This is a genomic window from Teredinibacter waterburyi, from assembly GCF_001922985.1.
In the GTDB taxonomy this organism is placed as follows: Bacteria; Pseudomonadota; Gammaproteobacteria; order Pseudomonadales; family Cellvibrionaceae; genus Teredinibacter; species Teredinibacter waterburyi.
Genome location: NZ_MRUH01000007.1, coordinates 95,466 through 120,888 on the forward strand (window position 1 = coordinate 95,466; position 25,423 = coordinate 120,888).

The 25,423-nt window shown below is 50.2% G+C and carries 25 protein-coding genes; 8 read left to right on the forward strand and 17 right to left on the reverse strand.

The genetic code is table 11. The features are described from left to right. Nucleotides 1-79: 79 nt before the first annotated feature. From IDZ20_RS00435 to dksA, 3 genes are all read right to left on the reverse strand, one after another. Complete coding sequence (locus IDZ20_RS00435) at nt 80-3,070, reverse strand: ATP-binding protein (protein ID WP_188149450.1); 2,991 nt, start codon at nt 3,068-3,070, stop codon at nt 80-82. A gap of 461 nt (nt 3,071-3,531) precedes the next feature. Next, nucleotides 3,532-4,434, reverse strand: a complete 903-nt coding sequence (gene gluQRS, locus IDZ20_RS00440; RefSeq protein ID WP_188149451.1) for a tRNA glutamyl-Q(34) synthetase GluQRS — start codon at nt 4,432-4,434, stop codon at nt 3,532-3,534. Between the two features lie 36 nt (nt 4,435-4,470). Further along, entirely contained in the window at nt 4,471-4,911 is a 441-nt protein-coding gene (gene dksA, locus IDZ20_RS00445) for an RNA polymerase-binding protein DksA (RefSeq protein WP_188149452.1), read from the reverse strand. A 292-nt stretch (nt 4,912-5,203) separates the two neighbouring features. Between dksA and sfsA the strand changes: the two genes are divergently transcribed. Next, nucleotides 5,204-5,911 carry a DNA/RNA nuclease SfsA gene (sfsA, locus tag IDZ20_RS00450; RefSeq protein WP_188149453.1) on the forward strand — a complete coding sequence of 236 codons (708 nt, stop codon included), beginning with the start codon at nt 5,204-5,206 and terminating at the stop codon, nt 5,909-5,911. 9 nt (nt 5,912-5,920) lie between these two features. Here sfsA and IDZ20_RS00455 read toward each other — a convergent pair whose 3' ends face one another. Both IDZ20_RS00455 and IDZ20_RS00460 read right to left on the reverse strand, forming a co-directional pair. Next, nucleotides 5,921-6,268 (reverse strand): Rieske 2Fe-2S domain-containing protein, encoded by a 348-nt coding sequence (locus IDZ20_RS00455; protein WP_188149454.1) that lies wholly within the window; start codon nt 6,266-6,268, stop codon nt 5,921-5,923. A 74-nt stretch (nt 6,269-6,342) separates the two neighbouring features. Continuing rightward, nucleotides 6,343-6,630 carry a TfoX/Sxy family protein gene (locus IDZ20_RS00460; protein WP_188149455.1) on the reverse strand — a complete coding sequence of 96 codons (288 nt, stop codon included), beginning with the start codon at nt 6,628-6,630 and terminating at the stop codon, nt 6,343-6,345. Nucleotides 6,631-6,897: 267 nt separating this feature from the next. On the opposite strand from IDZ20_RS00460, the gene IDZ20_RS00465 reads away from it, so the two are divergent. Then, complete coding sequence (locus IDZ20_RS00465) at nt 6,898-7,623, forward strand: M15 family metallopeptidase (protein WP_188149456.1); 726 nt, start codon at nt 6,898-6,900, stop codon at nt 7,621-7,623. Between the two features lie 114 nt (nt 7,624-7,737). Continuing rightward, the gene (locus IDZ20_RS00470) at nt 7,738-8,409 is read left to right on the forward strand and encodes an HAD family hydrolase (RefSeq protein ID WP_188149457.1); all 672 of its coding nucleotides are present in this window, start codon (nt 7,738-7,740) and stop codon (nt 8,407-8,409) included. Nucleotides 8,410-8,447: 38 nt separating this feature from the next. Here the strand turns inward: IDZ20_RS00470 and IDZ20_RS00475 are convergent, their stop codons facing one another. Then, a complete protein-coding gene (locus IDZ20_RS00475; protein ID WP_188149458.1) occupies nt 8,448-8,753 on the reverse strand; it encodes a hypothetical protein in 306 nt (101 codons plus the stop codon). Nucleotides 8,754-9,332: 579 nt separating this feature from the next. Between IDZ20_RS00475 and IDZ20_RS00480 the strand changes: the two genes are divergently transcribed. After that, nucleotides 9,333-10,049 carry a hypothetical protein gene (locus IDZ20_RS00480; RefSeq protein WP_188149459.1) on the forward strand — a complete coding sequence of 239 codons (717 nt, stop codon included), beginning with the start codon at nt 9,333-9,335 and terminating at the stop codon, nt 10,047-10,049. Nucleotides 10,050-10,246: 197 nt separating this feature from the next. Here the strand turns inward: IDZ20_RS00480 and ppa are convergent, their stop codons facing one another. After that, a complete protein-coding gene (gene ppa / locus IDZ20_RS00485; RefSeq protein WP_188149460.1) occupies nt 10,247-10,795 on the reverse strand; it encodes an inorganic diphosphatase in 549 nt (182 codons plus the stop codon). Between the two features lie 255 nt (nt 10,796-11,050). On the opposite strand from ppa, the gene IDZ20_RS00490 reads away from it, so the two are divergent. Further along, nucleotides 11,051-13,063, forward strand: coding sequence for a sodium-translocating pyrophosphatase (locus tag IDZ20_RS00490; protein ID WP_188149461.1), 2,013 nt, complete (start codon nt 11,051-11,053; stop codon nt 13,061-13,063). 25 nt (nt 13,064-13,088) lie between these two features. On the opposite strand, the gene IDZ20_RS00495 is transcribed toward IDZ20_RS00490, so the two are convergent. Both IDZ20_RS00495 and hemW read right to left on the reverse strand, forming a co-directional pair. Beyond that, nucleotides 13,089-14,285, reverse strand: coding sequence for a hypothetical protein (locus IDZ20_RS00495; protein WP_188149462.1), 1,197 nt, complete (start codon nt 14,283-14,285; stop codon nt 13,089-13,091). A gap of 198 nt (nt 14,286-14,483) precedes the next feature. Further along, entirely contained in the window at nt 14,484-15,767 is a 1,284-nt protein-coding gene (gene hemW, locus IDZ20_RS00500) for a radical SAM family heme chaperone HemW (RefSeq protein ID WP_188149463.1), read from the reverse strand. A 199-nt stretch (nt 15,768-15,966) separates the two neighbouring features. Here hemW and traF point away from each other — a divergent pair, with 199 nt between their 5' ends. Further along, nucleotides 15,967-17,301 (forward strand): conjugal transfer protein TraF, encoded by a 1,335-nt coding sequence (traF, locus tag IDZ20_RS00505; protein ID WP_188149464.1) that lies wholly within the window; start codon nt 15,967-15,969, stop codon nt 17,299-17,301. Between the two features lie 56 nt (nt 17,302-17,357). Here traF and rdgB read toward each other — a convergent pair whose 3' ends face one another. The 7 genes from rdgB to IDZ20_RS00540 all read right to left on the reverse strand — a co-directional run bounded on the left by rdgB (nt 17,358) and on the right by IDZ20_RS00540 (nt 22,617). Continuing rightward, nucleotides 17,358-17,975: an RdgB/HAM1 family non-canonical purine NTP pyrophosphatase gene (gene rdgB / locus IDZ20_RS00510; RefSeq protein WP_188149465.1), complete on the reverse strand. Its 618-nt coding sequence runs from the start codon at nt 17,973-17,975 to the stop codon at nt 17,358-17,360. A 15-nt stretch (nt 17,976-17,990) separates the two neighbouring features. After that, nucleotides 17,991-18,464, reverse strand: coding sequence for a DUF4426 domain-containing protein (locus tag IDZ20_RS00515; RefSeq protein ID WP_188149466.1), 474 nt, complete (start codon nt 18,462-18,464; stop codon nt 17,991-17,993). A gap of 3 nt (nt 18,465-18,467) precedes the next feature. Beyond that, entirely contained in the window at nt 18,468-19,064 is a 597-nt protein-coding gene (metW, locus tag IDZ20_RS00520) for a methionine biosynthesis protein MetW (RefSeq protein ID WP_188149467.1), read from the reverse strand. Next, entirely contained in the window at nt 19,064-20,248 is a 1,185-nt protein-coding gene (metX, locus tag IDZ20_RS00525) for a homoserine O-succinyltransferase MetX (RefSeq protein WP_188149468.1), read from the reverse strand. Before metX ends, metW begins: the two co-directional genes overlap by 1 nt. Nucleotides 20,249-20,283: 35 nt before the next feature. Further along, on the reverse strand, nt 20,284-20,871 hold the full coding sequence (locus IDZ20_RS00530) for a YggT family protein (protein WP_188149469.1): 588 nt from the start codon (nt 20,869-20,871) through the stop codon (nt 20,284-20,286). A 138-nt stretch (nt 20,872-21,009) separates the two neighbouring features. Next, nucleotides 21,010-21,861 (reverse strand): pyrroline-5-carboxylate reductase, encoded by an 852-nt coding sequence (gene proC, locus IDZ20_RS00535; protein ID WP_425443398.1) that lies wholly within the window; start codon nt 21,859-21,861, stop codon nt 21,010-21,012. 69 nt (nt 21,862-21,930) lie between these two features. Next, a complete protein-coding gene (locus IDZ20_RS00540) occupies nt 21,931-22,617 on the reverse strand; it encodes a YggS family pyridoxal phosphate-dependent enzyme (RefSeq protein WP_188149471.1) in 687 nt (228 codons plus the stop codon). A gap of 103 nt (nt 22,618-22,720) precedes the next feature. Between IDZ20_RS00540 and IDZ20_RS00545 the strand changes: the two genes are divergently transcribed. Then, nucleotides 22,721-23,755, forward strand: a complete 1,035-nt coding sequence (locus IDZ20_RS00545; protein WP_188149472.1) for a type IV pilus twitching motility protein PilT — start codon at nt 22,721-22,723, stop codon at nt 23,753-23,755. 73 nt (nt 23,756-23,828) lie between these two features. Next, nucleotides 23,829-24,971 carry a PilT/PilU family type 4a pilus ATPase gene (locus IDZ20_RS00550; protein ID WP_188149473.1) on the forward strand — a complete coding sequence of 381 codons (1,143 nt, stop codon included), beginning with the start codon at nt 23,829-23,831 and terminating at the stop codon, nt 24,969-24,971. Between the two features lie 7 nt (nt 24,972-24,978). Here the strand turns inward: IDZ20_RS00550 and ruvX are convergent, their stop codons facing one another. Continuing rightward, on the reverse strand, nt 24,979-25,422 hold the full coding sequence (gene ruvX, locus IDZ20_RS00555; RefSeq protein ID WP_245792031.1) for a Holliday junction resolvase RuvX: 444 nt from the start codon (nt 25,420-25,422) through the stop codon (nt 24,979-24,981). Nucleotide 25,423 lies beyond the last annotated feature (1 nt).

The window sequence follows — 25,423 nt, forward strand, 5'->3', positions numbered from 1 at the left end:
AACCAGTATCTTGGCGCGTCCTGTGCCTTTTGTAACCTTGATCCGACCTAGAGCTGGGTCGATAACGTGCAGCTCAAAGTTAATCTAGTTCCCTAGTGTTACCCCTATTGGCGCCATTTTCAAGGGTAACGGGTAGCTTAATCACAAATTTTGTGCCTTTTTGTAACACCTTGTCAGCGGGGCTGACAATTTCGAGTTGCCCTTTGTGTTCTTCAACAATGCTGTAAACCATCGACAATCCAAGCCCTGTACCTTCTCCCGGCTCTTTAGTGGTAAAGAACGGTTCGAAGATTTGGTCGTGAATATGGTCGGGAATACCCGACCCTTCGTCGGTGACCGTGATGATGGCATAGCCACCTTGGCTGGGTTCACTAGCAATGGTGATATTGGTTTCTTCTGGGCTCGCATCGCGGGCGTTGGTTAGGAGGTTGACGAACACCTGAATTAACCGCTGGCTGTCACCAGTAACCTTGATTTCAGGTTCTACAAGATTGTGAAAAAAGACGTAACCGCGTTCTTTTTGTAGGCGCACGAGGTTAATGGCTTCTTGCGCGCATTCGTGAAGCACTGTGGGGCGGAAATCACTCTCATCCTGCTGGCCGGTGTGGGAGAAGCTGACTAAGGAGTGAACGATACGGCTTACGCGATCCGTTTGCGAGAGAATCTGCACCACCGATTCTAGTATCTCGGGGTCGTCTGTTTCATATTTCATATTCTGCGCGAGGCAAGCGATACCGGTAACGGGGTTGCCAATTTCATGGGCGACCCCAGCCGCCAAGCGACCGACAGAGGCAAGTCGTTCGCTGTGCATTAACTCTTTTTCAAGTAGCTCGAGTTCGGTGACGTCTTCCAGCAGTAAGACCTGACCATCGGCTTTGTAGGCCACTGACGAAGGGATTAACGCTTGGTGCAGGGTGATCCAGTGAATTCGTCCGGCAAGTTCGACCTCTTCTTTATAGAAATGCGGTTGTGATGACGTGGCAAAGCGATGCAGTAGTTCGCCCCAGGGTTCAAGAATGGCCGATAGGTGTGAGCCGGTAACCGACTCGCTGGTAATTCCGGTTAGCTGTTCCATGGCGTTGTTCCACATTAACACCTCCATATCCTTACCTACCGAGCACACCGCCATCGGCAGTTCTTCCAGGGTGCGACGGTGATAGAGGCGCAGATTGTTTAGCTCGGCGGCAAGCCCTGTGAGGTGGTCGCGGTAGTCATTGATACGGCTTTCCATTAGGTTGATGTCGGCCACGCCATCGACATCAGGAACGCGGTAGGGGATTTGCTTATCCATAATCTCGGTTGCCATGGTAATCCCGATTAGGCCGGATAAGTTGGCTTCCACTTCATCGCGCAATCGCCGCAGCGCATAAGGCCGGCTTTCACCAGCGTTTAAACCGAGCTGTTCCATCGCGCGATTTACCTCGGCACGAGCCGTGTACTCGCCGATGCGCGCAATCAAGCGGCCAACGATCTCTTCCGGCGAGCGAATATCTAGGGTCATACGCACGGGGTGGCTAAGTTCATCCTCGGCGCAGAGTTCCGCACTGTATTTCTCATCGTCCGATTGGCGGGTTGTCAGCGAGACGATAACGAATACTAGGGTGTTGATTCCCAAGGACCAAAGGGTGATGGGTTCCCAGTATTCAACGCCGAGGTGCAAGACGAATCCGTAGAGCGGAAGCTGAATGGAGATTGCACCCATTAACATCGGAATTAATAGTGCCGCTAGCCAAATTATCATGCCGGTAGATAGGCCTGCGACCATACCGTTGCGATTGCCGCGCGACCAAAAAGCGACCGCGATAATACCGGGCAAAAATTGCAAGGTGGCAATAAATGAGGTGAGTGCGAGATCCGTTAGGCTGAAGCGATTCGCCAGTGCAAGGTAAAACCCGTAGCCGCTAATAATAACAACGGCGATTAGTGCGCGTCGCATCCAAACTAATTGGCCGTAGATTTCGCGGTGTGTTTTAAGCGGTGCTGCGGGCAAGATCCAGTGGTTCAGCATCATCGTGGTGAGCGCTAGAGAGATGGCAACCGTTGCCCCCGTGGCGGCTGAAAGCCCAGCGACAAAAGAAATAATCGTAAAGGTCACGCTGCCGGCCGCAATCGGCACCGACAGGGTGAAATATTCTGTAGGGAAAAACCCACCGCTTTTTATTCCGGCCCAGAGAATCGGGAACACCGGTAGCGCCATCATTAATAAAAATAATGGGAAGGCCCAGCTAAGCGTGCCGGTAACATTTTTAACCGGATTTTCTACCACGGTAATGTGGAAGATATGCGGCATCGAAATCGCTGTGGCAATAAAGACCAGTAACAAAGTATGGGACGAGTTACCGGCAGCGGGGGAGTGAAGGTTTTGCAAATATTGGGGGTGCTCAGTCAGCCATTGATCGAGCCCGAGTGGGCCATCAAACACTTCGAACACCGCAAAGAAACCAACGGCCGTCAAGCCGATGATCTTAATCAATGACTCGAATGCCATCGAGGTTAATAGACCCTTGTGGTACTCGCGTTTTGAACCGAACACCATGGCGAAACAGGCAATGACTACACAATACACAAGGGCCAAAATCTGGCGAGTGTCGAAAGCGCCACTGGGCATTGGCGTACCGCTGCCATTATTGCGGGTGAGAATGTGGATGGTATCGGCAACCGCCTGAATTTGTAGGGCGATTAACGGCGCCATAGCGATCAGCATACAAAAAGTCGCAATTCCGCCAACGGCATGACTGTGGTAGCGAAAGGTGAGTAGGTCGGCGGTGGAATTTATTTGGAAGCGGCGAGCAAGTTCCATTAACGGCTTTAAGGCCACCGGCGCAAACAAAAATAATGCGCCTGTTCCTAAGTAATAGGCGAGCGCACCGTAGCCAAATGTACTGGCGAGATCGACAACGCCGTAGTAGGCCCAAGCGCTGGCAAAAATACCGAGGGAGAAGATATAGGTTACCGGGTGGCTAACAATTTTATCGCTAATCAAGCCCTTTTCAGTGGAGTAGGCCACTGCGAATAAGACACCGAGGTAAGTGAAGCAAATTAAAGCAACATGCAGAAAGCTAAATGTCATGGTGCGGATATCCGATAGTGAGCATGGTTGATTGGCGAGACGATAAAGTAAGTTGTTTCGGGAAGCCGGTGGGACTAAGCCGAATTAATGGGGTGGTAACCCGCTCCTGCTTTTACGGTCTTGTTGCAGCACGAAGGCTATAACGATAACCAGCGCCCAAATAATAAAGGGGCGATACCACGCCGATCCGGGCTGTGTTACCCAGCTCAGCAGCGTTGGCGAAAAGATATAAACCACCAGGATCAGTAGTAAAAGTGGGCGTTGTCGTTTCATTTATTCAAACATCTTTGGCTTGTTGTGGTTAGCTTGCGACTTGCTCCCCATTTGTCGAGCGCAGGTTGAGCGCAACAGGACTGGGCGTCCGCATATCGCCTTGTCGGTAAATCGATTAGCAGTGTGCAGTGTATTACATTTGTTGGATTAAGGCCGTGTTGATTCGCCTAGCCTGCCGTGCCGGCGGGTCAATTATCAAGGCTAGCTAGCGTGGAATGGGTTGAATTAACCCTGCTGCGAGACCAATTGTTCGTCGCCCATTGCAATAACTGCGCGGGTGTTTTGTCGCGGTATTCGCGAATAAAGTCTGCATCGCAGGGTAGACCTAATGCGGTAAAGACCTTTAGTAAATTGGCCGTGGGTGTGGAGTGGTCAATCGCGCGCGCATGGTTCTGTTTACTGAGCTTGTTGCCATCACTGTCGGTAATAAGCGGGTGGTGACCATATTCGGGCGGCTGCGCGCCGAACAGCTTGTGCAGTAGTTGTTGCGCGCTGGTCATACAAAGTAGGTCTGCACCGCGAATTACGTGACTGACATTTTGGTAGGCGTCGTCGACAACAACGGCGAGCTGGTAGGCAAACAGCCCGTCTTTGCGGTGGATGATAAAGTCGTCACAGCGCTCTAGTTGGCCGCCTTGTGGGCCAAGCAGTAGGTCGTTGAAGCCGTTGTCTGGGTGTGCGATCAGAGCATCGCTCAGTGCGAGCCTAATCGCGCAGGGCGTATCAGCGGGGGCATGTTGGCGGCAGTGGCCATCGTAGCGCCCGCCTAGTGCTTTAATTCGAGCGCGAGTACAGTTGCATCGATAGGCGAGTGCCTTGGCGGTGAGCTGTTTCAGGGCCTGCTGGTAGGCGCTAGTGCGCTGGCTTTGATAGAGCGGTTCAGCATCCCAGATTAAACCGTGGGAAACCAATGCTTCGAGTATCTGGCGGTCGGCACCGGGTTGTTCGCGGGGTGGGTCAATGTCTTCGATTCGAACTAGCCAACGCCCTTGATGTGCGCGTGCGTCCAGATAACTGGTTACGGCGCAGAGCAGCGAGCCTAGATGCAGCGGGCCAGAGGGCGAGGGAGCGAAGCGGCCGATATAAACCATGGCTGGAAGCCGGCGGCCATAGGGGCCGCCTACAGTCTAGATAGAGGTTTGTCTTTCTTTGATTTCTGCAAGGGTTTTGCAGTCAACGCAGAGGGTGGCGGTGGGTCGAGCTTCTAAGCGACGCACGCCAATGTCAACGCCGCAGGCATCGCAGTAACCGTAATCGTCGCTTTCCAGTAGCTCTAAGGTGCTATCGATTTTTTTGATCAGCTTGCGTTCGCGATCGCGGGTGCGAAGTTCTAAGCTGAACTCCTCTTCCTGGCTCGCTCGGTCTGCTGGGTCGGGGAAGTTGGCCGCTTCGTCTTTCATGTGACTTACGGTGCGGTCTACTTCTTCCATCAATTCGCGTTTCCACGCCAGCAACAACTTGCGAAAGTGTTCCTTTTGGTCGTGGTTCATGTACTCTTCGCCTTTCTTTTCCTGATAGGCAGGAATATCCCGGAAAGCGAACTTGGTTGTGGTTTGTGACTCGGGCATCTTGTTATTTTCGCCTCATTGCTAACAATCGCAGGTCTAAATGGGGGCCAGTTGGAGTGTTTTCAAGTGCAGATCGGAGCTTATCGGTTTGCCTTAAAAGCTCGAGATACCCTAAGATCCGAGCCGGATCTGTTTAGGATCTGCGCCACCCAACTCAATCAAGCGGAGAAAACTACCAGATTCGCTTTCGGCTTGCTAGCTTTTTTGGCTCTCGCATATAGCCTGTACGACAAAGCAAAAATTTAAATGCCAAGTTTGGCGACCCCGTCTCTATCTATAGTGAACCGAAACCATGCTGTTCGACCCACCTCTTATTCCCGCTACCTTGCTGCGTCGCTACAAACGGTTTCTAGCCGATGTACGTCTGCCGGACGGCCGTGAGCTTACCGTGCATTGCCCAAATACTGGCAGCATGAAGAATTGTGTTGTCGAGGGTTCGTCATGTTTCCTGCTGGATTCAAACAACCCAAAGCGCAAGTATCGCTATGGTCTTGAGTTGATCACCGCTGAGTGTGGCCATTTGGCTGGAGTGAATACCGCACGCGCCAATCACTTGGTTGCTGAAGCAATAGAAAACGGTGTGATTTCGGCCTTGTCTGGATACAGCGAGTGCCTGCCGGAACAGCGCTATGGAGAAGAAAATAGTCGAATCGATTTTCTGTTACGCAGCCCAAGTCGCCCAGATTGTTATGTTGAGGTGAAGAGCGTAACGCTGGCTGTGGCGGAGCGGCAGGGGCTATTCCCCGACTCGGTTAGTGCTCGCGGGCAAAAACATTTACGTGAGCTGATGGCGATGCGTGCTCAGGGTTTTCGCGCGGTATTGGTATTTTGTGTGCAGCATCAGGGGATTGATAGCGTTGCACCGGCCGATGAACTCGATCCGCATTACGGAATCTTGCTGCGCGAGGCTGCCGCTGACGGGGTGGAGGTTTATGCATTTCGCGCTGAACTTAATCAATTCAATAGTCGTTTGAGCGCAGCTTTACCGGTGAAATTATAGCGGCGACGTTTAGTCTGAAAGATAAACGCCGTCGGGTTTGATATTTAGTTTGATGGGCTGTAAACACTTGCCTGTGCAGGGTCCAGAAATACATTCCCCGCTATCGATTAAAAACAGTGCGCCATGGGTTGAGCATTGAATCAGCTCGCCTTCGCTGTCTAGAAATTGATTTTCCTGCCAGTTTAGCTCTACCCCGATATGGGGACAGGCGTTCAGGTAGGCGTAGATTTCACCGTCTTTTTTGATTGCAAAGGCGCTGGTGATGTCTCGCGTTACTGAAGTATTGCTGTTGGGCAGGGTAAAACCAATGGCTTCGCCCTCAGCAAGAATATTTGAATCAAAAAGCTTTGTTGCCACTGGCTAGAATGCTCGCGGGGTATTGTCTGCGTTGGCTTAAGTAAGGCGTGATGTGGAACTCTTCACCACCGCGGTCAAACCCCAGTACTTTCCGCCGGAGCTGCCGATTCGGCTTCTTCGACTAGTTGCGCTTTAAGGTCAGGAGACAAGTCATTCCAGTGGACGTCCATAAGCGCACCTTGCAAGGCGTAAAGCATAACCTTGGATACGTGGATACCGCGCGCTTTGATGCGACGGTAGGCTTCTACCGCGCCCATCTCAGACAGCTCGTCGTATGAATTAATACCTATGGCATGAAGGATGTTGACCGAAGCCATACCCAAATTTTTTAACTCTAGAAGTTCGCCGTTGGTGGAAGTCATTTCAATTGATCTCCCAAGATCTTTATTATTTGTTTTTATTGGTTTTTTTGTTCGCTGGCGGTAAACAATTGTTGGCGATGAGCGTGTTATTGTACCCTTGCGTTGCAAAGGCTAGATTGAAAACTGCCGCACTCATTGTTATTAATCTAACGTCTTCGGCGGTTTATATTCCATCAACCAACCATAACTTAATGAAGAGCTAGGGTTAATGCCAGCAGCGAACAATAATACAGACTTATGGCTGCGGCGCAATGCGTGGACCGATAGATGGCCGGTATTTTCGGAGTGTTTGGCGTGAAAAATGACGAGTTTCAACAGTTTGTTGGGCGTAGTTCTGAACATATTGATTTTGAGAGTTTAGAGCAACCCGTTCATAAGCAACTCGTTGCCCCCTTATTGGCGCTAAAGGCCGCGGCCTCAGCGGTTGGATTTGATCTGCGTGTCGCCAGTGGTTTCAGAAGTTTCGACCGCCAATTGAATATCTGGAATGCAAAAGCTACAGGTGCTCGCCCCCTGTTGGATAGCGCCGGTTGCTTGCTCGACCCGACGTGCCTATTGCCGGAGCAGGTGATGATGGCGATCTTGCGATGGTCGGCCCTGCCTGGCGGATCGCGCCATCACTGGGGGTGCGAAATTGATATCTATGATGCCGCGGCGGTGGCAGGCGATTATCGGTTGTTGCTTGAGCCCAGCGAAAGTGAGGGCGATGGCCCCTTTACAAAAATGCATCGCTGGCTAGATGGCTACTTGCCCAGCACAGACTTTTATCGGCCTTATGCAAAAGATACGGGTGGTGTTGCTCCTGAGCCTTGGCACCTCAGCTATGCGCCATTAGCCGAGCAATATAGCAATAGCTTTGAGCAACAACAGCTATTTGAACTAGTGCAGTCAACCGATATAGCCTTGAAACCACAGATACTTGCCCACCTTGACATGATCGTGACGCGCTTCATGTGTCTACCCTGCGGTAACTCCAGCGAATCATGGGTTTAGGTTCGCACCATGACTTTGCTAAGCGCAAGTCGCTCGAAAGTAAACCGTTTTGTTAACGAAGGTATTGATCAACACGCGGTCTTGCCAAGATGACGTTCAACCAAGTAGGTATAAATGCTGATTATCTTTGATTGTGATGGTGTGCTTGTCGATAGCGAAACCTTGGCTGCGCAAGTGTTTTCTGAAGAACTTCGCTCCTTGGGTATAGAAATGACACCGGAGCAGTGTTTTGCCCAGTTCCATGGCCACACCCTTCCCTATTGCTACCGCTGGATTGAAGGTGAATATCAGCAGCAATTGCCATCTGATTTTGATCGTCAAGAGTTTGACCGGCAGTTGATGGTCGCAACCAGCAAGGCATTTGATGCAAACCTAAAGCCTGTTGAAGGTGTGGTCGAGCTGATAAAACAATTGCGTCAACGCAATATTAGTTACTGTGTGGCATCAAACGGCCGGCATAGCAAAATTAATCGTTCGCTCGCGCTAACGGGATTGGATGAATGGTTTAGTGCCGAGCGGCGCTTTAGCGTTGAAGATGTTGAGCACGGCAAGCCAGCTCCAGACCTATTTCTATATGCAGCAGAAGCTATCGGTGTACCCGTGCAGTTTTGTACGGTTATAGAAGATTCAACGTCGGGTGTGGCAGCGGCTGAGGCGGCTGGAATGAAAGTAATGCAGTTGAGCGTGGAAGAGCGAGTAGGCGATAAAACGGATGTATTTAGAACCATGAACGACTTGTCTAAGGCGCTTGAAAGCAGCTTACAGGGCCCGTCGCTAGCCAGCTAACGGCGGGTTACTAATAGGGGATGTGGGGGGCGGGAGGTCTATTGCAAGCTCAACCAATCGCGCACCGATTCGCGGCTGAGTAGCATTTCGCGATAGGTAGAGAGCATAACGGAATTCGGCGTTTTCATTTTTTCGATGGTATTGATGCGGGCGTTTAAGAATGAGATATCTTCATTAACCTTCTGCAACACAGCTAATACATTTACCCGTTGCGATCCGAGCATAACGACTTTGTCGTTATTGATTTGTGCGGCGATCTGTTTTATTGCTGCATCGGCTGCGGCGGCATCTACCACATTGCTAGCCTCTCGGCGTTGATCAGCTGGATTCTTTGAGGTTTGCATAACAGTACTATCTTCCTTTTGCGGACTTCCGTTGTCGCAGACAAATCGCTGCTGTTGGTATCAGCCATGGCTCAGTTTGCGACACGTTACCTGCCGCATCTACTGACCTAGTATCTAAGAACCCAGCTATCTGTATACAAGTTGCTATAATTTTAGCTAACAGCGTGATCTTGTAACTGACGTAATGCCTATCATGTAAAGGTTATTAGGCGGGGCTGGGTAGTATCTCTAAATCACAAACTAAATTGCAGATGCCAAATAGAGGCCATACACGGCTGATCTAATGGCAATTGTGGTCAATTGGTGATCGAATTGCCAGTTAATAATAGTTTTTCACTGTAATATTTTGTTCAGTTGGCGCTTTTACAGCTTATGTCGAAAGGTAAGATAATGACCGCTGAACGTGAACGATTATGTATTCTGCCTCGACTAGCCACGCGCTTTATAAAGCATTATTTGCGCCGGTTACCGGCAATTCCGATTAGCGGTCATCGCACCGAGATCAACGGAGTCTAATTCCGCGTCGGCTTGGCGTTAACGGGCTATTGAGCAACCTAAAATTTAATAATGGCTAAAAATATGACTACCAACGCAGATGCTGAAACAGAAACCTACGACCTTGTATTCAAGGGCGAGTTGGTAAAGGGGGTGGAACTCGACCTTGCCAAACGCAATATTGGGCAGCTGTTCAAAATAGACGCGGCTAAGGTTGAAAAGCTTTTTTCTGGGTCGGCAACGGTATTGAAAAAGGGCTTGAATTTTGAAGCGGCAAGCCGTTATCGAGTAGCTATTAAAAAGGCGGGCGCACGAGTAGATCTAAAGCCCTGCGGGGCCGTGCCGCCGCGTGCAGCGGGAAAGGCGCAATTTGGCCCGGCGTCTGAGGCACAAGCAACTACCCCCACCGTTCCGTCTCAGGTAAAGCCTAGCGCTGAAACCATTGCCTCAGGGTTCAGTCTCGCACCAGCGGGTAGCGACCTATTAAGTCCTGCTGAAAAAATGCAGCAAGAACCCGTTGTGGTCGATACCTCGGCGATCTCTGTACGGGCTCAACAGGGCAATCTGTTAGATGAAGAGGAGTACCAACAAGTTGTTTCGCTGCCGCTCGATCTGGATGGCTATGATTTGGCTGAAGTGGGTACCGATGTGCTGCGTCCCGAGGAGCGTGCACCAGATGTGCGCGCAGACGTTGATATTTCAGGGTTGAGTTTGGGGCCAGTGGGGGAGCGTTTGGCGCCCAAGAAAGCTGCACCGCCACCACCACCGGATGTGAGCGCTATTCACTTAGTGGGCGAATAAGAGGGTTGGCGAATGATATCAGTAAGGTGTTCTGTGCGGGAGATGAACTATTTACGTAGTGTACCAATGGATGCGGCCGCTGAGGTTGCGAGTAATGACGCGAGTGAGCTTAGGTCTCGCTCGCGTCATTTTAGTAGCGGTTATTCGTTCACAGATACTGCTTCGCGGATACTAGTGATAGTAGACGCTAGTGGCAGCTAAAAGCGTGGCTTTTCGGCTAGAGCGTTGAAGTTTTCAATTGACTGCTTAATTTCGGCACGAGCTTCTTCGGCATTGCCCCAGCCTTCAATTTTTACCCACTTACCTTCTTCCAAATCTTTGTAGTGCTCAAAGAAGTGAGCAATACGCTTAACCTTGATTGACGAAAGGTCTTCAATCGACTTCACGTCCTGGTAGAACTTGGTCACGCTATCAGACGGTACGGCGATAATTTTTGCATCTTCACCAGACTCGTCAGACATTTTTAAAACACCCACAGGGCGACACGAAATCACCGAACCAGGTACCAATTGACGGTTCATGTAGACCAATACGTCAGCGGGGTCGCCATCGCCACAAAGTGTGTGGGGGATGTAGCCGTAGTTACAGGGGTAATGCATAGCAGTACCGAGTACGCGATCCACAAATAGGGCGCCGGAATCTTTATCTACTTCGTACTTAATGGGGTCGCCGCCCATAGGGATTTCAATAATAACGTTAACTTCTTCTGGAGCGTTTTTACCGGTCGGTACTAGGTGAAGGCTCATGTGTAAATCCTGTATTTAGATGAGTCGAGAAGGGTGAGAAAGGTTAAAAACCGCAGCGGATAAGCTATTAAATAGTCGGTCTCTGAAGGGCCGCGATTGTATCACAACCACCTCGCGGCACAATCGAGTCGGCCTGATTGTTTACCCTTTGATCAACCTGAACTAGACTCGCTTTAGTTGCAGTCGCACATTCTGTATACGGCAAGCAGTATCCCCGCCGTGCCCGAACATAATCGATAACAAACAGGGGGTCTCATGGATTTCATTATTTTGCCGCCAATCATCGGTGGTCTTGGACTTGTTGTAGCTTTAATTATTTACCTTATGGTGATGCGCTTTCCCGCAGGCGAGGGAGCCGTGGCCGAAATCGCCGCTGAAATTCAGCGTGGCGCGATGGTCTTTATGCGACGCGAGTACTCCGTTCTTGCGGCCTTTGTCGTCGTCGTTACTGTTCTTCTTATCCTTGGTTTCCGTTCATGGCAGGTTCCATTTGCATTCGTGGCTGGCGCTTTGTGTTCTGCCGTGGCTGGCTATATTGGTATGTGGGCCGCGACCAAGGCCAATGTTCGCACTACGGTGGCGGCAAGTACCGGAGGCACTTCCGAAGCCCTGGGTGTAGCATTTTTTGGCGGATCGGTAATGGGCCTAACCGTTGCTTCAATGGGGTTACTTGGCTTAGGCAGTCTGTATCTTTTATTCGGTGCAGAGCATGCGGAACACATTCATGGTTTTGGTATGGGCGCCTCGACAGTAGCCTTGTTTTCCCGTGTTGGTGGTGGAATTTTCACAAAAAGTGCTGATGTTGGTGCTGATCTAGTCGGTAAAATCGAGGCCGGAATCCCCGAAGACGACCCGAGAAACCCCGGGGTTATTGCCGACAACGTCGGCGATAACGTTGGTGATGTCGCCGGTATGGGCTCCGATATATTCGAGTCCTATTGTGGTGCCATGATCGCCACCATTGCGATTGCCTCAACCATGGCTGTGGTGTTGGTCGATCAGCTGGCGGCAGCGCGCGCTCAGTTAATGTTTGCTCCCTTAGCGTTGGCGTCGGTGGGGTTACTCTGTTCGGTTGCTGGCATCATGATCGTTAAGGTGATGTCGGCCAAGTCGCCCGAAGTTGCGCTGCGGATTGGCACGGTGAGCGCAACCATTCTGTTTATTATCGCGGCACGTTTTCTACTTGCGGCCTTGGATATTCGTACGGCGGTTTGGCTGTGTGTTGTTGCCGGTGCCGTTGCCGGGATTGTTATTGGTTTGATAACGGAGTATTACACCGGTGGAGCGCCAGTTAGAAAAATTGCAAAAGATGGCGAGACCGGGCCCGCTACAGTGATGATTTCGGGGTTGGCGACCGGTATGGAGTCAGTGGTAATACCGGTACTTTCAATCGCGGCGGTGATTTTGATTTCCAGCCTACTCTTGCCAGAAGGCGCTGGCGTTTACGGTGTCGGTATTGGTGCCGTGGGTATGCTCGCGACGGTCGGTATCACCATGGCGATTGATGCCTACGGCCCAGTCGCCGACAACGCCGGTGGTATAGCCGAAATGGCTGGCCTTGGCGAGGAAACACGCAAAATTACCGACGGCCTAGATGAAGTTGGCAACACCACAGCAGCGATCGGTAAGGGTTTTGCGATCGGTGCCGCGGGTCTAGCCGCCTTGGCAATTATTGCGGCCTATATTGAAACCGTCGCATCGCACAACCCTGGATTCAGCTTGGAGATTAGTCATCCGCGTGTGCTGGTGGGCATGTTCTTGGGAGCGATTTTCCCCTTTTTGGTCAGCGCTATGACCATGCGTGCGGTTGGCGATGCAGCGTTCGACATGATCAAAGAGATTCGACGCCAGTTTAAAGAGATACCGGGTCTGCTTGAGGGTAACGCCAAGCCCGACACTGACCGCTGCGTTGATATCGCAACGCGCGCGGCGCTTAAGCGCATGGTGCCACCCGGGGTGTTGGCGGTGGCGGCACCGGTGGTGGTGGGTTTTAGCTTGGGCCCAGAAACTCTAGGCGGAATGCTAGGTGGAGCGCTAATTTGCTGTGTGCTAATGGCGTTGATGATGGCCAATGCCGGCGGCGCTTGGGACAACGCAAAAAAATATGTCGAAAAGGGCAACTTTGGCGGCAAGGGCTCAGCCGTTCACGCCGCTGTGGTAGTTGGCGATACGGTTGGCGACCCGTTTAAAGATACTTCTGGCCCGGCGATGAATATTCTTATTAATGTGATGGCAATTGTCAGCTTGGTGATTGCACCGCTGCTGTAGTCGTTGAAAAATATTTAGAGAACTCTTAAGACGTGCAGGTACTGCAGGCCACCATAATATAACGACCGGTATGGTCATTACGTAGCGGGCGCGGCTGTTGGTCGATGGCTGTCATGGAGTGGTAGAGCGCATTTTCACGGCGAATAGTTTTATGTTCGTGCTCAAACGGGTAGATCAATGCACCCATGCCGCCACTGGCGATAAAGGCTTCTGAATTCAGTAGCATATCGCTGGCGTGTAGCAGTTCATGTAGTAATGCGTCGGCTGGGGAAGCGACGCAGTGCTGAATCTTTTCATCGCAGCGGTCGTGAAATTTAAGTTTGGCGCCGGTGTTTGGATCGAAAAAAATCTTCGCACTCGCAACCTTTAAGCGCGTGCCGGTCACTTCTGTTTTAAATGTCGAAGCTTGGTAATGTAATTCCCACGGGGCGTCCTCAAGTGAATCGAGCAATGCGACGACCTTGGGGAACCGACTGTAATAGCGTGCGAGTTCTTGCACGCTGTCACGAATATCTTCTGGGTCCTCTGGTGCTTGCCGAAAATGCTTCTTTAAATTTTTTAACAGACGGTTGCTTATGGCCCGCGCTTTTTTTGCCGAAGTGGAAATCTTAGCTTTATCGGTTGCGCTTGCTGCCCGCTCAAACCACAAGGCATCGGCTTTCTGATCTTGGTGATTTGCGGATTCAATTGGACCTAGAGTATCGATTAAATCGAGTTGTTTACTCCAGCCGTGTTGCGCGCTGATATGTGTTTCCGCATCGTGTTTATCGGCATCTGCCAGTGTTGGTTCGGCGTTCATCGAAATTGTAAGCAATAAAATTGGCAGCCAAGACTTGCGTCGGTCGGCCGCAATGCGAGTAATTTCGCTGCGCCGTTCAGCTAGCAAGCGTATGCCCTGTTGTTTCGCGTAGGCAGTTAAGGTGCTGAAGCTGGTTGGGTCTTGTTCTGGCAGGTTGCGGGCGTGAACAATATGCGGTTCGCCGTTGATAACGCAGCTGTGAAACAAGTGTTGTTGATCCCTGACTCGCTGTTGCAACGGGTTTGACGAATCGAGACGAATATCGCCATCAAGCCGTTCGGCGGTGATACTAAATTGTGCCCCCGCGCGGTTTGTCCCACCGCTACTTGCGACAACACTATTGGTCTCGTGGATAGGTGTCGAAGCGTTGTTTGTGGCGTTACAGCTCTGCGACTTGGCTGTGAGGCGAGGTTTTTCCTGCATGACAATGACCTGCAATGGTTATTCTTGAAGCATAGTCGCTAGTTAAATAGTCGCTAGTCAAAATACGTCAAGAACAAATCTTGCGGGGGCGGCGAGTTTTTGCGGCGGTAATTTGATTTCGTACTAACTATTCTAACTAGAAAATAACCATTAAATGGGATTGCTGAAAACAGGTTGTTGCAGGGCGTGAGTTACACCTTATAGAAAATATTCCAGCAAGCTGTTGAGAAACAGGCTGCCTTGCGGGCTGGGTTGGATCCGCGTAGTGCTTTGCTCCAATAGTCCCTTTGTTGTTAGCAAGTCTAATATCGGTTGCACCTGACTAAGTGCTAATCCGGTGCGCTGTTGAAAGAGTGCGCGTTCAACCCCTTGATTGAGGCGTAGTGCATTCATCATAAATTCAAAAGGCAATTCTTGAATGGCGATAGCGTTCATCTGTGCGGTGTAGGGATTGTTCGCTAGTGCTGTGCTGCGCTGGGATTTATCGCTGCCGATAATGGCTCCAGTAGCTTTTGTTGCTGCGGTCAAATAGTGTTGAGGCAGGCGGGTTTTATTGAACCGAAAAATAGGACTGACTTGCTCGTTGTTTACCGTCTGGCGTGCAGTGCTGCCGGTCAAATCACTATCCAGAAGCGTAATCTTCCCGTGTGCACCGGCGCCGATCGCTAGATAATCGCCGAACCCCCAATAATTTAAGTTGTGCCGCGCCTGTTGCCCTGAGCGCGCATAGGCCGAAATTTCATATTGTTGGTAGCCCGCTGCAGCGAGTAGGGTTTGGCCTTCTGTTTGGATCTGCCAAAGCTGTTCGTCTTCGGGGAGTTTTGGTGGGCGAGAGTAGAACTCGGTGTTAGTCTCAATGGTGAGCTGGTACCAAGACAGGTGCTCGGGTGCGAGTTCTAGCGCTTGCTGTAAGTCTTTCATTGCAGCGGTAGCCGTTTGCCCTGGTAAACCGTGCATCAAATCTAAATTGATATTGTTAAAACCGGCCTCACGCGCCATGGCAAACGCGCTGAAAACCTCGTCGGGGTTGTGAATCCGGCCTAAAGTTTTGAGTTGTTGGGCATCGAAGCTTTGCACACCCATGCTGATGCGGGTGACGCCAGCATCGCGATAACCGCTAAAATTATCGTATTCGGCTGTGCCTGGGTTCGCTTCTAGGGTGATTTCCGCTTCGGCTTCGAGGCCAACAATACGCTCTACTGACTGTAGGATTTTGGCAATAGCGCTGGCTGGAAATAGCGACGGGGTGCCGCCGCCGAAAAAAATCGAACTAATCTTACGGCCTTGGGCGAGGTAGGCGTCACTGCTCAAATCTTCAATAAGCGCGGCGGTATAGGCCTTCACCGGCAATTCACCTTGAGGCTGGTGTGAATTAAAGTCGCAATAGGGGCATTTACGCACGCACCAAGGAATATGAATGTAGAGTGCTAATGGTGGTAAGCAGCTAAGCTTAAGATGTGTTTGCTTTGAAATTACGGGCATGGCGGCGAAGCTTTTCTAAAGTGGAGGCTACTGTAGCTGTGAGATGTGTGCTGCGTCCAGTTATTACAAATTGAAACAACCCCGAGAGCGCCATATTTGAAACAATAAGTGGCTGTTACTGAACGACTTATTAGTTAAGTGCGCATTACTTAAGTGTGCGCATTACGAATTGTCTATTAACAAAGCATGCGGAATTTCTATGATTAAGATCGCTACCATTATCAACCGCCATAACGCCGAACAAAAAAGCGCGCTTGGCCGCAGCTCGATTTCCCAGTTCGTTGCCGTTGTCTTGCTGGGTTTAGTTGTAGCTGAGCCGGCGGCGGCGGTGAGCTATGGTATTTTTGATTCCCGTGGTTTAGCTATGGGTGGCGCTACGGTTGCTGCAAGTAAATATCATAGCGCGCAGTATTACAATCCGGCGCTACTTGCGCTCCACGATACCCACGAGAGCAAAAGTCGAGACGCCCGGTTTGTGTTCCCCGATTTGGTTTTACAGTACAGCAACAACCTCGAAGAGGTTGCCGATGTGGTTGAAGCTGATATCGACACGACTATCGAGAATGCCGTGGTTGCCTTCAATGTGGATGCCAGCGTTGCCAATGCGACGGCTATTGCTAATGGCGCGCGCGAACTGCGCGACGCGCTTGGCGATCTAGGGAATCAGGATTATGTGGTCGACGGCTTTATCGGTATGTCGGTAAGTGAGCCCTCCAAGTTTCAGGGCGGCGGCTTTTTCTTTGGTGTTCGCACCCTTGGCGCTGGCTCATCGACTATTCCGCAAAGTGATCTCGATCTTATCGATCGTTATATTGATGCGCTCGATTTAATCGCTTCCGGTGGGGACCCAGCCGATTTACCGCCGGACTTGATCGACGCTAACGGAAATTTAATCGACCCCAACGACAGAATTGAATCTAGCGGCCAAGCCGGCGGTTTAATCATGAGCGAGTGGGGCGTTGCCATGTCGAAGCGCTTTGATGTTTGGGGGCAGGGCCTAGCCGTGGGTGTTACGCCTAAGTTATTGCGTGTTGATGCCTATCGAGAAAATGTAACTTTTACCGATCGCGACGCCGATCTATCTGAATCTGAACTCACTCACCTGACTGGCAATGCCGATATTGGTGTGGCCTTAGAGCTGTTCGAAAACTACCGTATCGGTTTGGCGGTAAAAGATATTATTAAAAAAGAATTTGATACCGCAAATGACTTGCGTTTAAAACTTGCACCGCGGCCACGTATGGGTTTGGCCTATATGAATAGCTGGTTTACCTTTGGCGTTGATATGGATCTGGTTGAAAGTGAGCCCCTGGCGAACGAAGCGCCCACAAAAGAAATGGCGGTAGGCATGGAGGTTACGCCGCTTGCCGGTCTAGATCTGCGAGTTGGCTATCGCGAAGATATGGCGGGGGAACGAGCGCCGGTTACCTCCTACGGTGTGGAGTTGCGCGGTCGCTATCTAACCCTTGAGTTAGGCTATAGCGAGAGCGAAGAAATTCGTGGAGGTTCGATTCAGTTTGGCTTTATATTTTAATTTAGTGATCTCTATCGGTGGCGTGCCGAGCGTGTAACAACTGAGCTGAACCAGTGTTAGCCTAGCGCCGCTAATAACGCCTGCATCGCAATCGCACGATGACTAATGCTGTTTTTTAATGCCTTGCTAAGTTCTGCGGAGCTGCAGTCTTGCTCCGGAACATAAAACAGCGGGTCGTATCCGAAACCGTTTTGTCCGCGCGGCTCTTCCAAAATTATTCCTTCCCAGCTGCCTTGGCAAATTATCGGTGTCGGGTCTTCAGCGTGCTGCATAAAAACCAACACACATTGATAGCGTGCGGTGCGTTCCGACCGAGGCAACCCCGTTAATCGCTCAAGAAGGTAAGCGTTGTTGCGAGTATCGTTAGGGCTTGTTTGCAGCGCTTGCGGTGCAACCCAGTCGCGAGCAAAGCGTGCCGAGTAAATACCTGGAGCACCATTGAGTGCGTCTACCTCGATACCCGAATCGTCGGCAATTGATGGCAGCCCAGTGTGGGTGCAGGCGTTACGGGCTTTCAAAATTGCGTTTTCGACAAAGGTTAGGCCGGTCTCGTCGGCTTCCGGTACGGCGAAGTTCGATTGCGGTTGAATATCGTAACCGCAATTGTTCAGCAATGTCTGAAATTCTTTTAGCTTACCTTGGTTGCCGCTGGCGAGAACAATTGTTTGGCTCATAGAGGTATTCTTTAACTATTTTGATTGATACAGCTTTTGACTGAATGTTGTCGATAAGATGTCGCCGTTACTTCGCACTTTTGCGCTAATGTTGAAATGCACCAATTCTTCGCCAGAAATCCGTATCGGAGCAATATAGTAGACCGTACTCTCTTCTTTTATCTCAATAAATTCGAGGCGTTTCTGCTGTTGCATCAAGTTTGTAACCGTGCCGGAAATGTCAGCTTCAACACCACCGTACTTACCGCTGTGAGAAATAGACACATTGATGAGTGTTTCGTATTCGCTACGTTTTATTTTGTAGACCGCGGCCACTTCGGGCAGTAAAAATGTACTGGGGAAAAGGCTGTAATGCAGATCGAAATTTTCGAACGAAGCACTACCTTGAATATTACTTTCAGCATGGGCTGAATTGGCGATTGCGAAAACAGTGCAAATGGCGAAAACGCAACCTAGGGCTAGGCGATGTGTTGTTATTAATAGTGACATAATTTAAAGCTTTTTAGTCAGGCGATAGAGAGCCGTAACACCAAATAAATTTGGGTTCAGCGTTTGCAAAAAACGTGTGTTGGCACTGGTGCCCAATATTTTTCGATTTACGATATTTAAGTTAAGCGATTTACATAGCTCGTCAAAGTCGTGAATGGTACAAAAGTGAATGTTGGGGGTGTTGTACCATTCGAATGGCAGTAAATCGGAAACGGGCATACGCCCCTTAACTGTCAAATACCAGCGAGCCTTCCAGTGGCCGAAATTAGGTAGAGTGATAATGCATTGGCGGCCGACGCGCAGCATTTCCATTAATACCTTGTCGGGGTGGTGCATGGTTTGAATGGTTTGCGACATGATTACCGTATCAAAACTTTGATCGTCGAAGTTAGATAGACCTTGGTCGATATTCTGTTCGATAACATTTACGCCGTTCTCGACACAGCGGAGAATATTCTCTGAACTTATTTCAATGCCATAGCCGTGAATGTTTTTGCTGGCGGTGAGTTGCTGTAATAGCGAGCCATCGCCGCATCCAAGATCGAGTACACGAGAGTTTGGTGCAACCCAGTCTTTAATGACTTTGTGGTCGATACGCATTAGTTTGAGCTCCCGTCTAAACTGACGTCTATACCCTGCATATACGCCGAAAATAGATCCCAGTAACGTTGCTGGTTGGGTACCAAAAATGCGTCGTGGCCATAGACTGACTCAATTTCACCATAGACGACATCGCGATCGGCACGCATCAAGGCGGTTACGATTTCTTGCGATCGCTCGGGTGCAAATCGCCAGTCGGATGTAAAAGAAATAACTAAAAACTTGCACTTGGCGGAACGGAACGCCTCTGCTGGGTCATCGTTGTACTCGCGGGCCAAGTCAAAGTAATCGAGCGCGCGAGTCATAAGGATATAGGTGTTGGCATCAAAACTTTTCGAAAAGGTTTTACCTTGGTAGCGTAAGTAGCTTTCAATTTGAAACTCTACTGGTTCCTCGAGGCCTCGCTCGAAACTGCCGGAACGCAAATCGCGGCCGAATTTTTTCCCCATACCATCGTCAGAAAGATAGGTGATGTGGCCGATCATTCGTGCAATGGATAAGCCACCTTTTGGCAACGTATCTTTTTCTAAATAGTCGCCGTCAAAAAAGTCTGGATCGGACATAATTGCCTGTCGTGCGGTTTGGTTGAAGGCAATATTTTGTGCGGTGAGTTTCATCGCTGACGCAATTACCACACAGTGACCCAAGCGGTCAGGATATTCCAGCGCCCAGCGCATGGCCTGCATGGCGCCAAGACTACCGCCAACCACGGCCGCCCATTTTTGAATGCCGAGCCGATCGGCTAGACGAACTTGAGAGTGTACCCAGTCGCGCACGCGCAAGTTGGGGAAGTCTGAACCCCACACCTTGCCAGTGGCTGGGTTAATGGATGCCGGCCCAGTAGAGCCGTGGCAGCCGCCCAAATTATTTAAACAGACGATAAAGAATTTATTGGTGTCGAGCGGTTTGTTGGGGCCGATGTAGTGCTCCCACCAACCAGGTTTGCGATCGTCGGTGCTGTGGTAGCCTGCCGCGTGATGATTTCCCGATAACGCGTGACAGATGAGAATCGCGTTAGACGCTTCTGCATTTAAGGTTCCATAAGTTTCCACAACCAATTCGTAGCGATCCAGAGTGCGTCCGCAGGCTAGCAATAGTGGTTGGTCAAACTCGAAAGTTTGTGGCGCAACTATACCAACGGAGTCTTCCGGTAGCGCAGTTGTTTCGGATGCGGTATCAGACATTTTCTAGGTGCTCTTTAAGGCCAGCTTACGCGGAATTAATAACCGAGAATAAGTTTAGGTACAAGACCGACACTATAAGCGCAGGCGTTCAATAGCTTTTGCAGAATAGTGATACCCATAAAGACAAAAAGAATAGAAAAGTCGAAGCCCCCCAGTGGCGGAATAATTCGTTGTACTGGCGCTAGGATAGGCTCCATAAGTTGCCGCGCGAGCACAATAGCGGGGTTGGTGCTAAACGGTGCAATAAAACTGCTAACCACAATAATAATGCCGCAGCCGTATGCGATATAGGTCAGCATGTTCAGTATACCGAGCGACCCCCAGATCAAAATTTTGACTGGATTATAGATTTGATGAACCAGAATCAGTGCTATTAGTTCTCCGACAACTAGCTGAACCAGCAAGGCTAGCACCAGCGACGCTATATCAATGCCGAAAACACCGGGAATGATTCGGCGAACAGGCTTTAGTAGCGGGTTGGTGATTTTAACAATGCCCTGGGATATTTGATTGTAGAAATCTGCACGCGCTAGCTGTAAAAGAAAACGCAATAAAACTAGCAATAAAAACAAGGTGCCCAGTGTTTCAACAATGTAGGTGAGTATTTCTGCAAATGGATTCATAGTGACTCAGCTGTGATAAATAAATCGAGTAGTTTGTAGCGACCATTTAATCGCTACAAACAAAATAATTAAATTGTTGCTAACAAACACAGATAAAAGTATTTGCGCAGCAAAGATATTGGTATAACTTTCGCACCGTTATTTTGTGTCACCAAGTTCAAGTGCCAACGAACGAGAACGGTCGGCGCACGCGACCATTGCCTGGTCGACAATAGTGCGAAATCCATTTTTTTCAAACGACTCTATCGCCTCGTGTGTTGTACCATTTGGTGAAGTCACGCGGCGGCGCAACTCCGCCACATCCACATCGCTGTTTTTAGCGAGTTTCGCAGCCCCATACGCGGTTTGAAGGGCTAGGGTAGTGGCGGTATCGCGAGTTAAGCCTTGCGCGACACCGGAGTCTATCATGGCTTCCATCAGTAGGAAGAAATACGCCGGACCGCTGCCAGAAACCGCGGTCACGGCATCGATGTCGGTTTCGGAGGAAACCCAGTCGACACTTCCGACAGCGGCGAGAATGGCTTGTGCTTTGGCGCGCTGCTCAATATCGACTTCGGCGGTAGCATAGAGCGCGCTGGCACCGGCTAGCACTAGCGCTGGCGTATTGGGCATGCAGCGAACCAAGGGCCGAGTGCTGTTATCTGGACGTGAGCCACGTAACCACTGGTTTAGGCTGCCGCAGGTGATCCCGGCTGCAATAGAAATAATTAACGCCGAGGAAGGAATAGCATCGGCGAGGGCCTCGCAAACAGCTCCCATGACCTGCGGTTTGACTGCAAGAATTACCACTTCGGCGTTTTGTACGGCCTGGTTATTGTCGGCGGCGGCGATGATGCCGCTTTTAGTTGCTAGCGCTTGCAAACTTTCGGCGTGTGGATCGCTAGCAATAATATTGTCGGGGGCAAAGCCATTGGCGATTAAGCCGCCGATGATACTGCTAGCCATGTTGCCGGCACCAATAAACGCGATTGCAGCGCTAGAGTCCTGAATTTCGTGATCTGACATAAGAGTGATTCTTGCCTTAAAAGTTGGTCAATGGGGTTGCTGTGGGCGCCAAGGTTAATCGCGGTCGCCAAATAGTGCCGTGCCGACTCGTACAATTGTCGCGCCCTGCGCAATCGCTGTTTCTATATCTGCCGACATGCCCATGGAAAGTGTGTCCATATTGGCGAGCTGAGGCAGAGTTTTCAAGCGTTCAAACAAAAGCCGCGTGCGCATGAATGGACAGTCTTCGCTCGCAGCGGTGGTTGGGTTGAGCGGAATCACCATCAAGCCTCGTAGGCATATGTTGGGTAGCGCCGCAATTTTCAACGCTAGCGATTCCGCTTCGTCAGGTCTTACCCCGGCTTTGTTGCTCTCGTCATCGATATTGATCTGCAGACATAAATTTAGGGGCGTACTCTGTCCGCGCTGTTCGCTCAGGCGTTGCGCGATCTTGAGACGGTCGACAGAGTGCACCCAATCGAACTGCTCGGCAATGGCCCGAGTTTTGTTGCTCTGGATCGGCCCGATAAAATGCCAGCGCGTGTCTGATAGCTGTAAACGCTTGATTTTTGTACTGGCCTCCTGCAGATAATTTTCACCAAAATCGCGTAAACCAGCGGCGTGCGCGGCGGCGATTTTTTGCTCAGTTTGGCGCTTGCTCACGGCCAAGAGTGTGATCTCTGCTGGATTTCTGTTGGCGCTTAATGCTGCATTTGTAATTCGTGTGGTAACTTCGGTTATCTTGTCTCGCATCTTGTGCATATACTTAAGAGATTAATCTGATTAGTAAGGGTGCTTGGCACCAACTTCACTGGTTTATTTAAACGACACCTCAAAGAACGACATTTTATCTCAGGGTTTGCTTATGGATATTACCGAATTACTCGCGTTTTCCGCCAAACAGGGCGCTTCGGATTTACACCTTTCGGCCGGTTTGCCGCCGATGATTCGTGTGGATGGCGATGTGCGTCGTATCAACCTGCCGCCAATGGATCACAAGCAGGTACACGGCCTTATCTACGAAATTATGAATGATAAGCAGCGTAAGGACTACGAAGAGTTTCTGGAAACCGACTTTTCGTTCGAAGTTCCAGGCGTTGCTCGCTTTCGTGTTAACGCGTTTAACCAAAATCGAGGCTCTGGTGCTGTGTTTCGTACCATTCCTTCCAAGGTGTTAACCATGGAAGAGTTGGGGATGGGACAAGTGTTTCGTGATTGCTCCTCAGTAGCGCGTGGCTTGGTGTTGGTAACTGGGCCAACAGGTTCTGGTAAATCGACTACTTTGGCGGCGATGATTGATTACATTAATGAAAACAAATACCACCACGTATTGACCATTGAAGACCCTATCGAATTCGTGCACGAAAGTAAAAAATGTTTGGTTAACCAGCGCGAAGTCCATCGCGATACCCACGGCTTTGCCGAAGCCTTGCGCTCGGCGCTGCGTGAAGATCCCGATATTATCCTAGTGGGTGAGCTGCGTGATTTGGAAACCATTCGCTTAGCGTTAACGGCTGCCGAAACCGGTCACTTGGTATTTGGTACATTGCACACCACCTCAGCCGCAAAGACGATCGATCGTGTTGTGGACGTTTTTCCTGCAAATGAAAAAGCGATGGTGCGCTCAATGTTGTCTGAGTCCCTAGAAGCGGTAATTTCGCAAACATTGCTGAAAAAAAATGGTGGAGGCCGCGTTGCGGCTCACGAAATCATGCGCGGTACCTCGGCAATTCGCAACCTGATTCGAGAAGACAAAGTGGCGCAGATGTACTCGGCTATTCAGACTGGTGCGTCCGTTGGGATGCAGACTATGGATCAGTGTTTGGCAGATTTGGTAGAACGGCGTATTGTGACGCGGGATGTTGCGCGTGAAAAAGCCAAAATGCCTGATAATTTTTAACAGGCTTAGCGCTAGTGATTCAATTGAACACTAATTTGGTTCCACTAAAAAAGAGTAGCTCTGAGGGTTATCCATGGATTTAGATCGACTTCTGTCATTGATGGTGGAAAAAGGTGCGTCGGATTTATTTATTACCGCTGGCGTTCCTCCTTCTATGAAGTTACACGGCAAGATTTTGCCAGTTACTTCAACGCCTATGTCGCCTGAAAAATCTCGGGAAACCGTTCTTAGCGTTATGAATGAAAAACAGCGCAAGGAATTTATGGAAAGCAAAGAACTTAACTTTGCTATTAGTGCTCGCGGTATTGGTCGCTTTCGTGCGAGCGCGTTTTACCAGCGCAACCTTGCGGGTATGGTGTTGCGTAGAATTGAAACCAATATTCCTAAAATCGACGATCTGGGTTTACCTGAAGTCATTAAAGAGTTGGCGATGCTCAAGCGTGGCTTGGTGTTGTTTGTCGGCGCGACCGGCACGGGTAAGTCGACATCGTTAGCCTCTATGATCGGCCATCGTAACCGCAATTCCAAAGGGCATATCATTTCCATCGAAGACCCGATTGAATTTATTCATCAGCACCAAGGTTGCGTGATCACTCAGCGCGAAGTGGGGATCGATACCGACTCGTTCGAAGTGGCGCTGAAAAACACCTTACGACAGGCGCCCGATGTTATTTTAATTGGCGAGGTGCGTTCGCGCGAAACTATGGATCACGCGATTGCTTTTGCGGAAACTGGGCACCTGTGTTTGGCAACCTTACACGCTAACAATGCCAACCAAGCGCTCGATCGCATTATTCACTTCTTCCCCGCCGATCGCCATTCCCAGCTGTGGATGGACTTGTCTTTGAATTTGCGTGCAATTGTGGCGCAGCAACTAATCCCCACGCCAGACGGCCTAGGGCGTCGCGCTTGTTTGGAGGTATTTTTAAATACCCCCTTGGCGCAAGATATGGTGCGCAAAGGGATGGTTCATGAGCTGAAGGAGTTGATGAAGAAGTCGACAGAGCTTGGTATGCAAACCTTCGATCAGGCGCTCTACGACCTGTACGATTCTGGTGAAATTACCTATGAAGATGCGCTCTCTCATGCAGATTCACCTAATGACTTGCGCTTGATGATCAAGTTAGGTTCGGAATCTGACGCCGAATATCTGTCCAATGCGGCCGATGAGTTGACCATTCAGGACGATGAGAGTAATCGTACCAAACGCTTTTAAGCTGTCGCTAGTAAGCGTTTAACCAACTTTCAAAAATCAGCTTCGCGGCAATCGAGTCAATCGGCTTGTCGCGAAAATTGCCGCGATGGCCCTGGGCCAAAGCGTCTTCCTTGGCTGCTCGTGTGGTTAGACGCTCGTCAAAAAACTCAACTTTGTAACCAAACATCCCCTGGATTCGATTGCCAAACTTGCGCGCGCGCCGAGTGAGTTCTTGTTCGCTACCATCCATGTTCAGCGGCAAGCCAACCACGACTAGATGAGGTTGCCATTCGTTAAGTAATTCGCCGAGTTTATCCCAGTTGGGGATGCCGTCCTTCGCTTTTAGTGCAGGTAGTTCGCTGGCGCTGCGGGTAATCGCCTGACCCACGGCTACGCCAATATTATGGGTACCAAAGTCGAAGGCGAGTGCGGTAAAGGTAGCCGGTAGTGGGGAGTTGCTGATGTCGCTCAAA

Coding starts and splice junctions, on each gene's coding strand:
- IDZ20_RS00435 (WP_188149450.1), bottom strand. CDS start 3,070: ATGACATTTAGCTTTCTGCATGTTGCTTTAATTTGCTTCACTTACCTC.
- gluQRS (WP_188149451.1), bottom strand. CDS start 4,434: ATGGTTTATATCGGCCGCTTCGCTCCCTCGCCCTCTGGCCCGCTGCAT.
- dksA (WP_188149452.1), bottom strand. CDS start 4,911: ATGCCCGAGTCACAAACCACAACCAAGTTCGCTTTCCGGGATATTCCT.
- sfsA (WP_188149453.1), top strand. CDS start 5,204: ATGCTGTTCGACCCACCTCTTATTCCCGCTACCTTGCTGCGTCGCTAC.
- IDZ20_RS00460 (WP_188149455.1), bottom strand. CDS start 6,630: ATGACTTCCACCAACGGCGAACTTCTAGAGTTAAAAAATTTGGGTATG.
- IDZ20_RS00465 (WP_188149456.1), top strand. CDS start 6,898: ATGGCCGGTATTTTCGGAGTGTTTGGCGTGAAAAATGACGAGTTTCAA.
- IDZ20_RS00470 (WP_188149457.1), top strand. CDS start 7,738: ATGCTGATTATCTTTGATTGTGATGGTGTGCTTGTCGATAGCGAAACC.
- IDZ20_RS00475 (WP_188149458.1), bottom strand. CDS start 8,753: ATGCAAACCTCAAAGAATCCAGCTGATCAACGCCGAGAGGCTAGCAAT.
- IDZ20_RS00480 (WP_188149459.1), top strand. CDS start 9,333: ATGACTACCAACGCAGATGCTGAAACAGAAACCTACGACCTTGTATTC.
- ppa (WP_188149460.1), bottom strand. CDS start 10,795: ATGAGCCTTCACCTAGTACCGACCGGTAAAAACGCTCCAGAAGAAGTT.
- IDZ20_RS00490 (WP_188149461.1), top strand. CDS start 11,051: ATGGATTTCATTATTTTGCCGCCAATCATCGGTGGTCTTGGACTTGTT.
- IDZ20_RS00495 (WP_188149462.1), bottom strand. CDS start 14,285: ATGCAGGAAAAACCTCGCCTCACAGCCAAGTCGCAGAGCTGTAACGCC.
- hemW (WP_188149463.1), bottom strand. CDS start 15,767: ATGCCCGTAATTTCAAAGCAAACACATCTTAAGCTTAGCTGCTTACCA.
- traF (WP_188149464.1), top strand. CDS start 15,967: ATGATTAAGATCGCTACCATTATCAACCGCCATAACGCCGAACAAAAA.
- rdgB (WP_188149465.1), bottom strand. CDS start 17,975: ATGAGCCAAACAATTGTTCTCGCCAGCGGCAACCAAGGTAAGCTAAAA.
- IDZ20_RS00515 (WP_188149466.1), bottom strand. CDS start 18,464: ATGTCACTATTAATAACAACACATCGCCTAGCCCTAGGTTGCGTTTTC.
- metW (WP_188149467.1), bottom strand. CDS start 19,064: ATGCGTATCGACCACAAAGTCATTAAAGACTGGGTTGCACCAAACTCT.
- metX (WP_188149468.1), bottom strand. CDS start 20,248: ATGTCTGATACCGCATCCGAAACAACTGCGCTACCGGAAGACTCCGTT.
- IDZ20_RS00530 (WP_188149469.1), bottom strand. CDS start 20,871: ATGAATCCATTTGCAGAAATACTCACCTACATTGTTGAAACACTGGGC.
- IDZ20_RS00540 (WP_188149471.1), bottom strand. CDS start 22,617: ATGCACAAGATGCGAGACAAGATAACCGAAGTTACCACACGAATTACA.
- IDZ20_RS00545 (WP_188149472.1), top strand. CDS start 22,721: ATGGATATTACCGAATTACTCGCGTTTTCCGCCAAACAGGGCGCTTCG.
- IDZ20_RS00550 (WP_188149473.1), top strand. CDS start 23,829: ATGGATTTAGATCGACTTCTGTCATTGATGGTGGAAAAAGGTGCGTCG.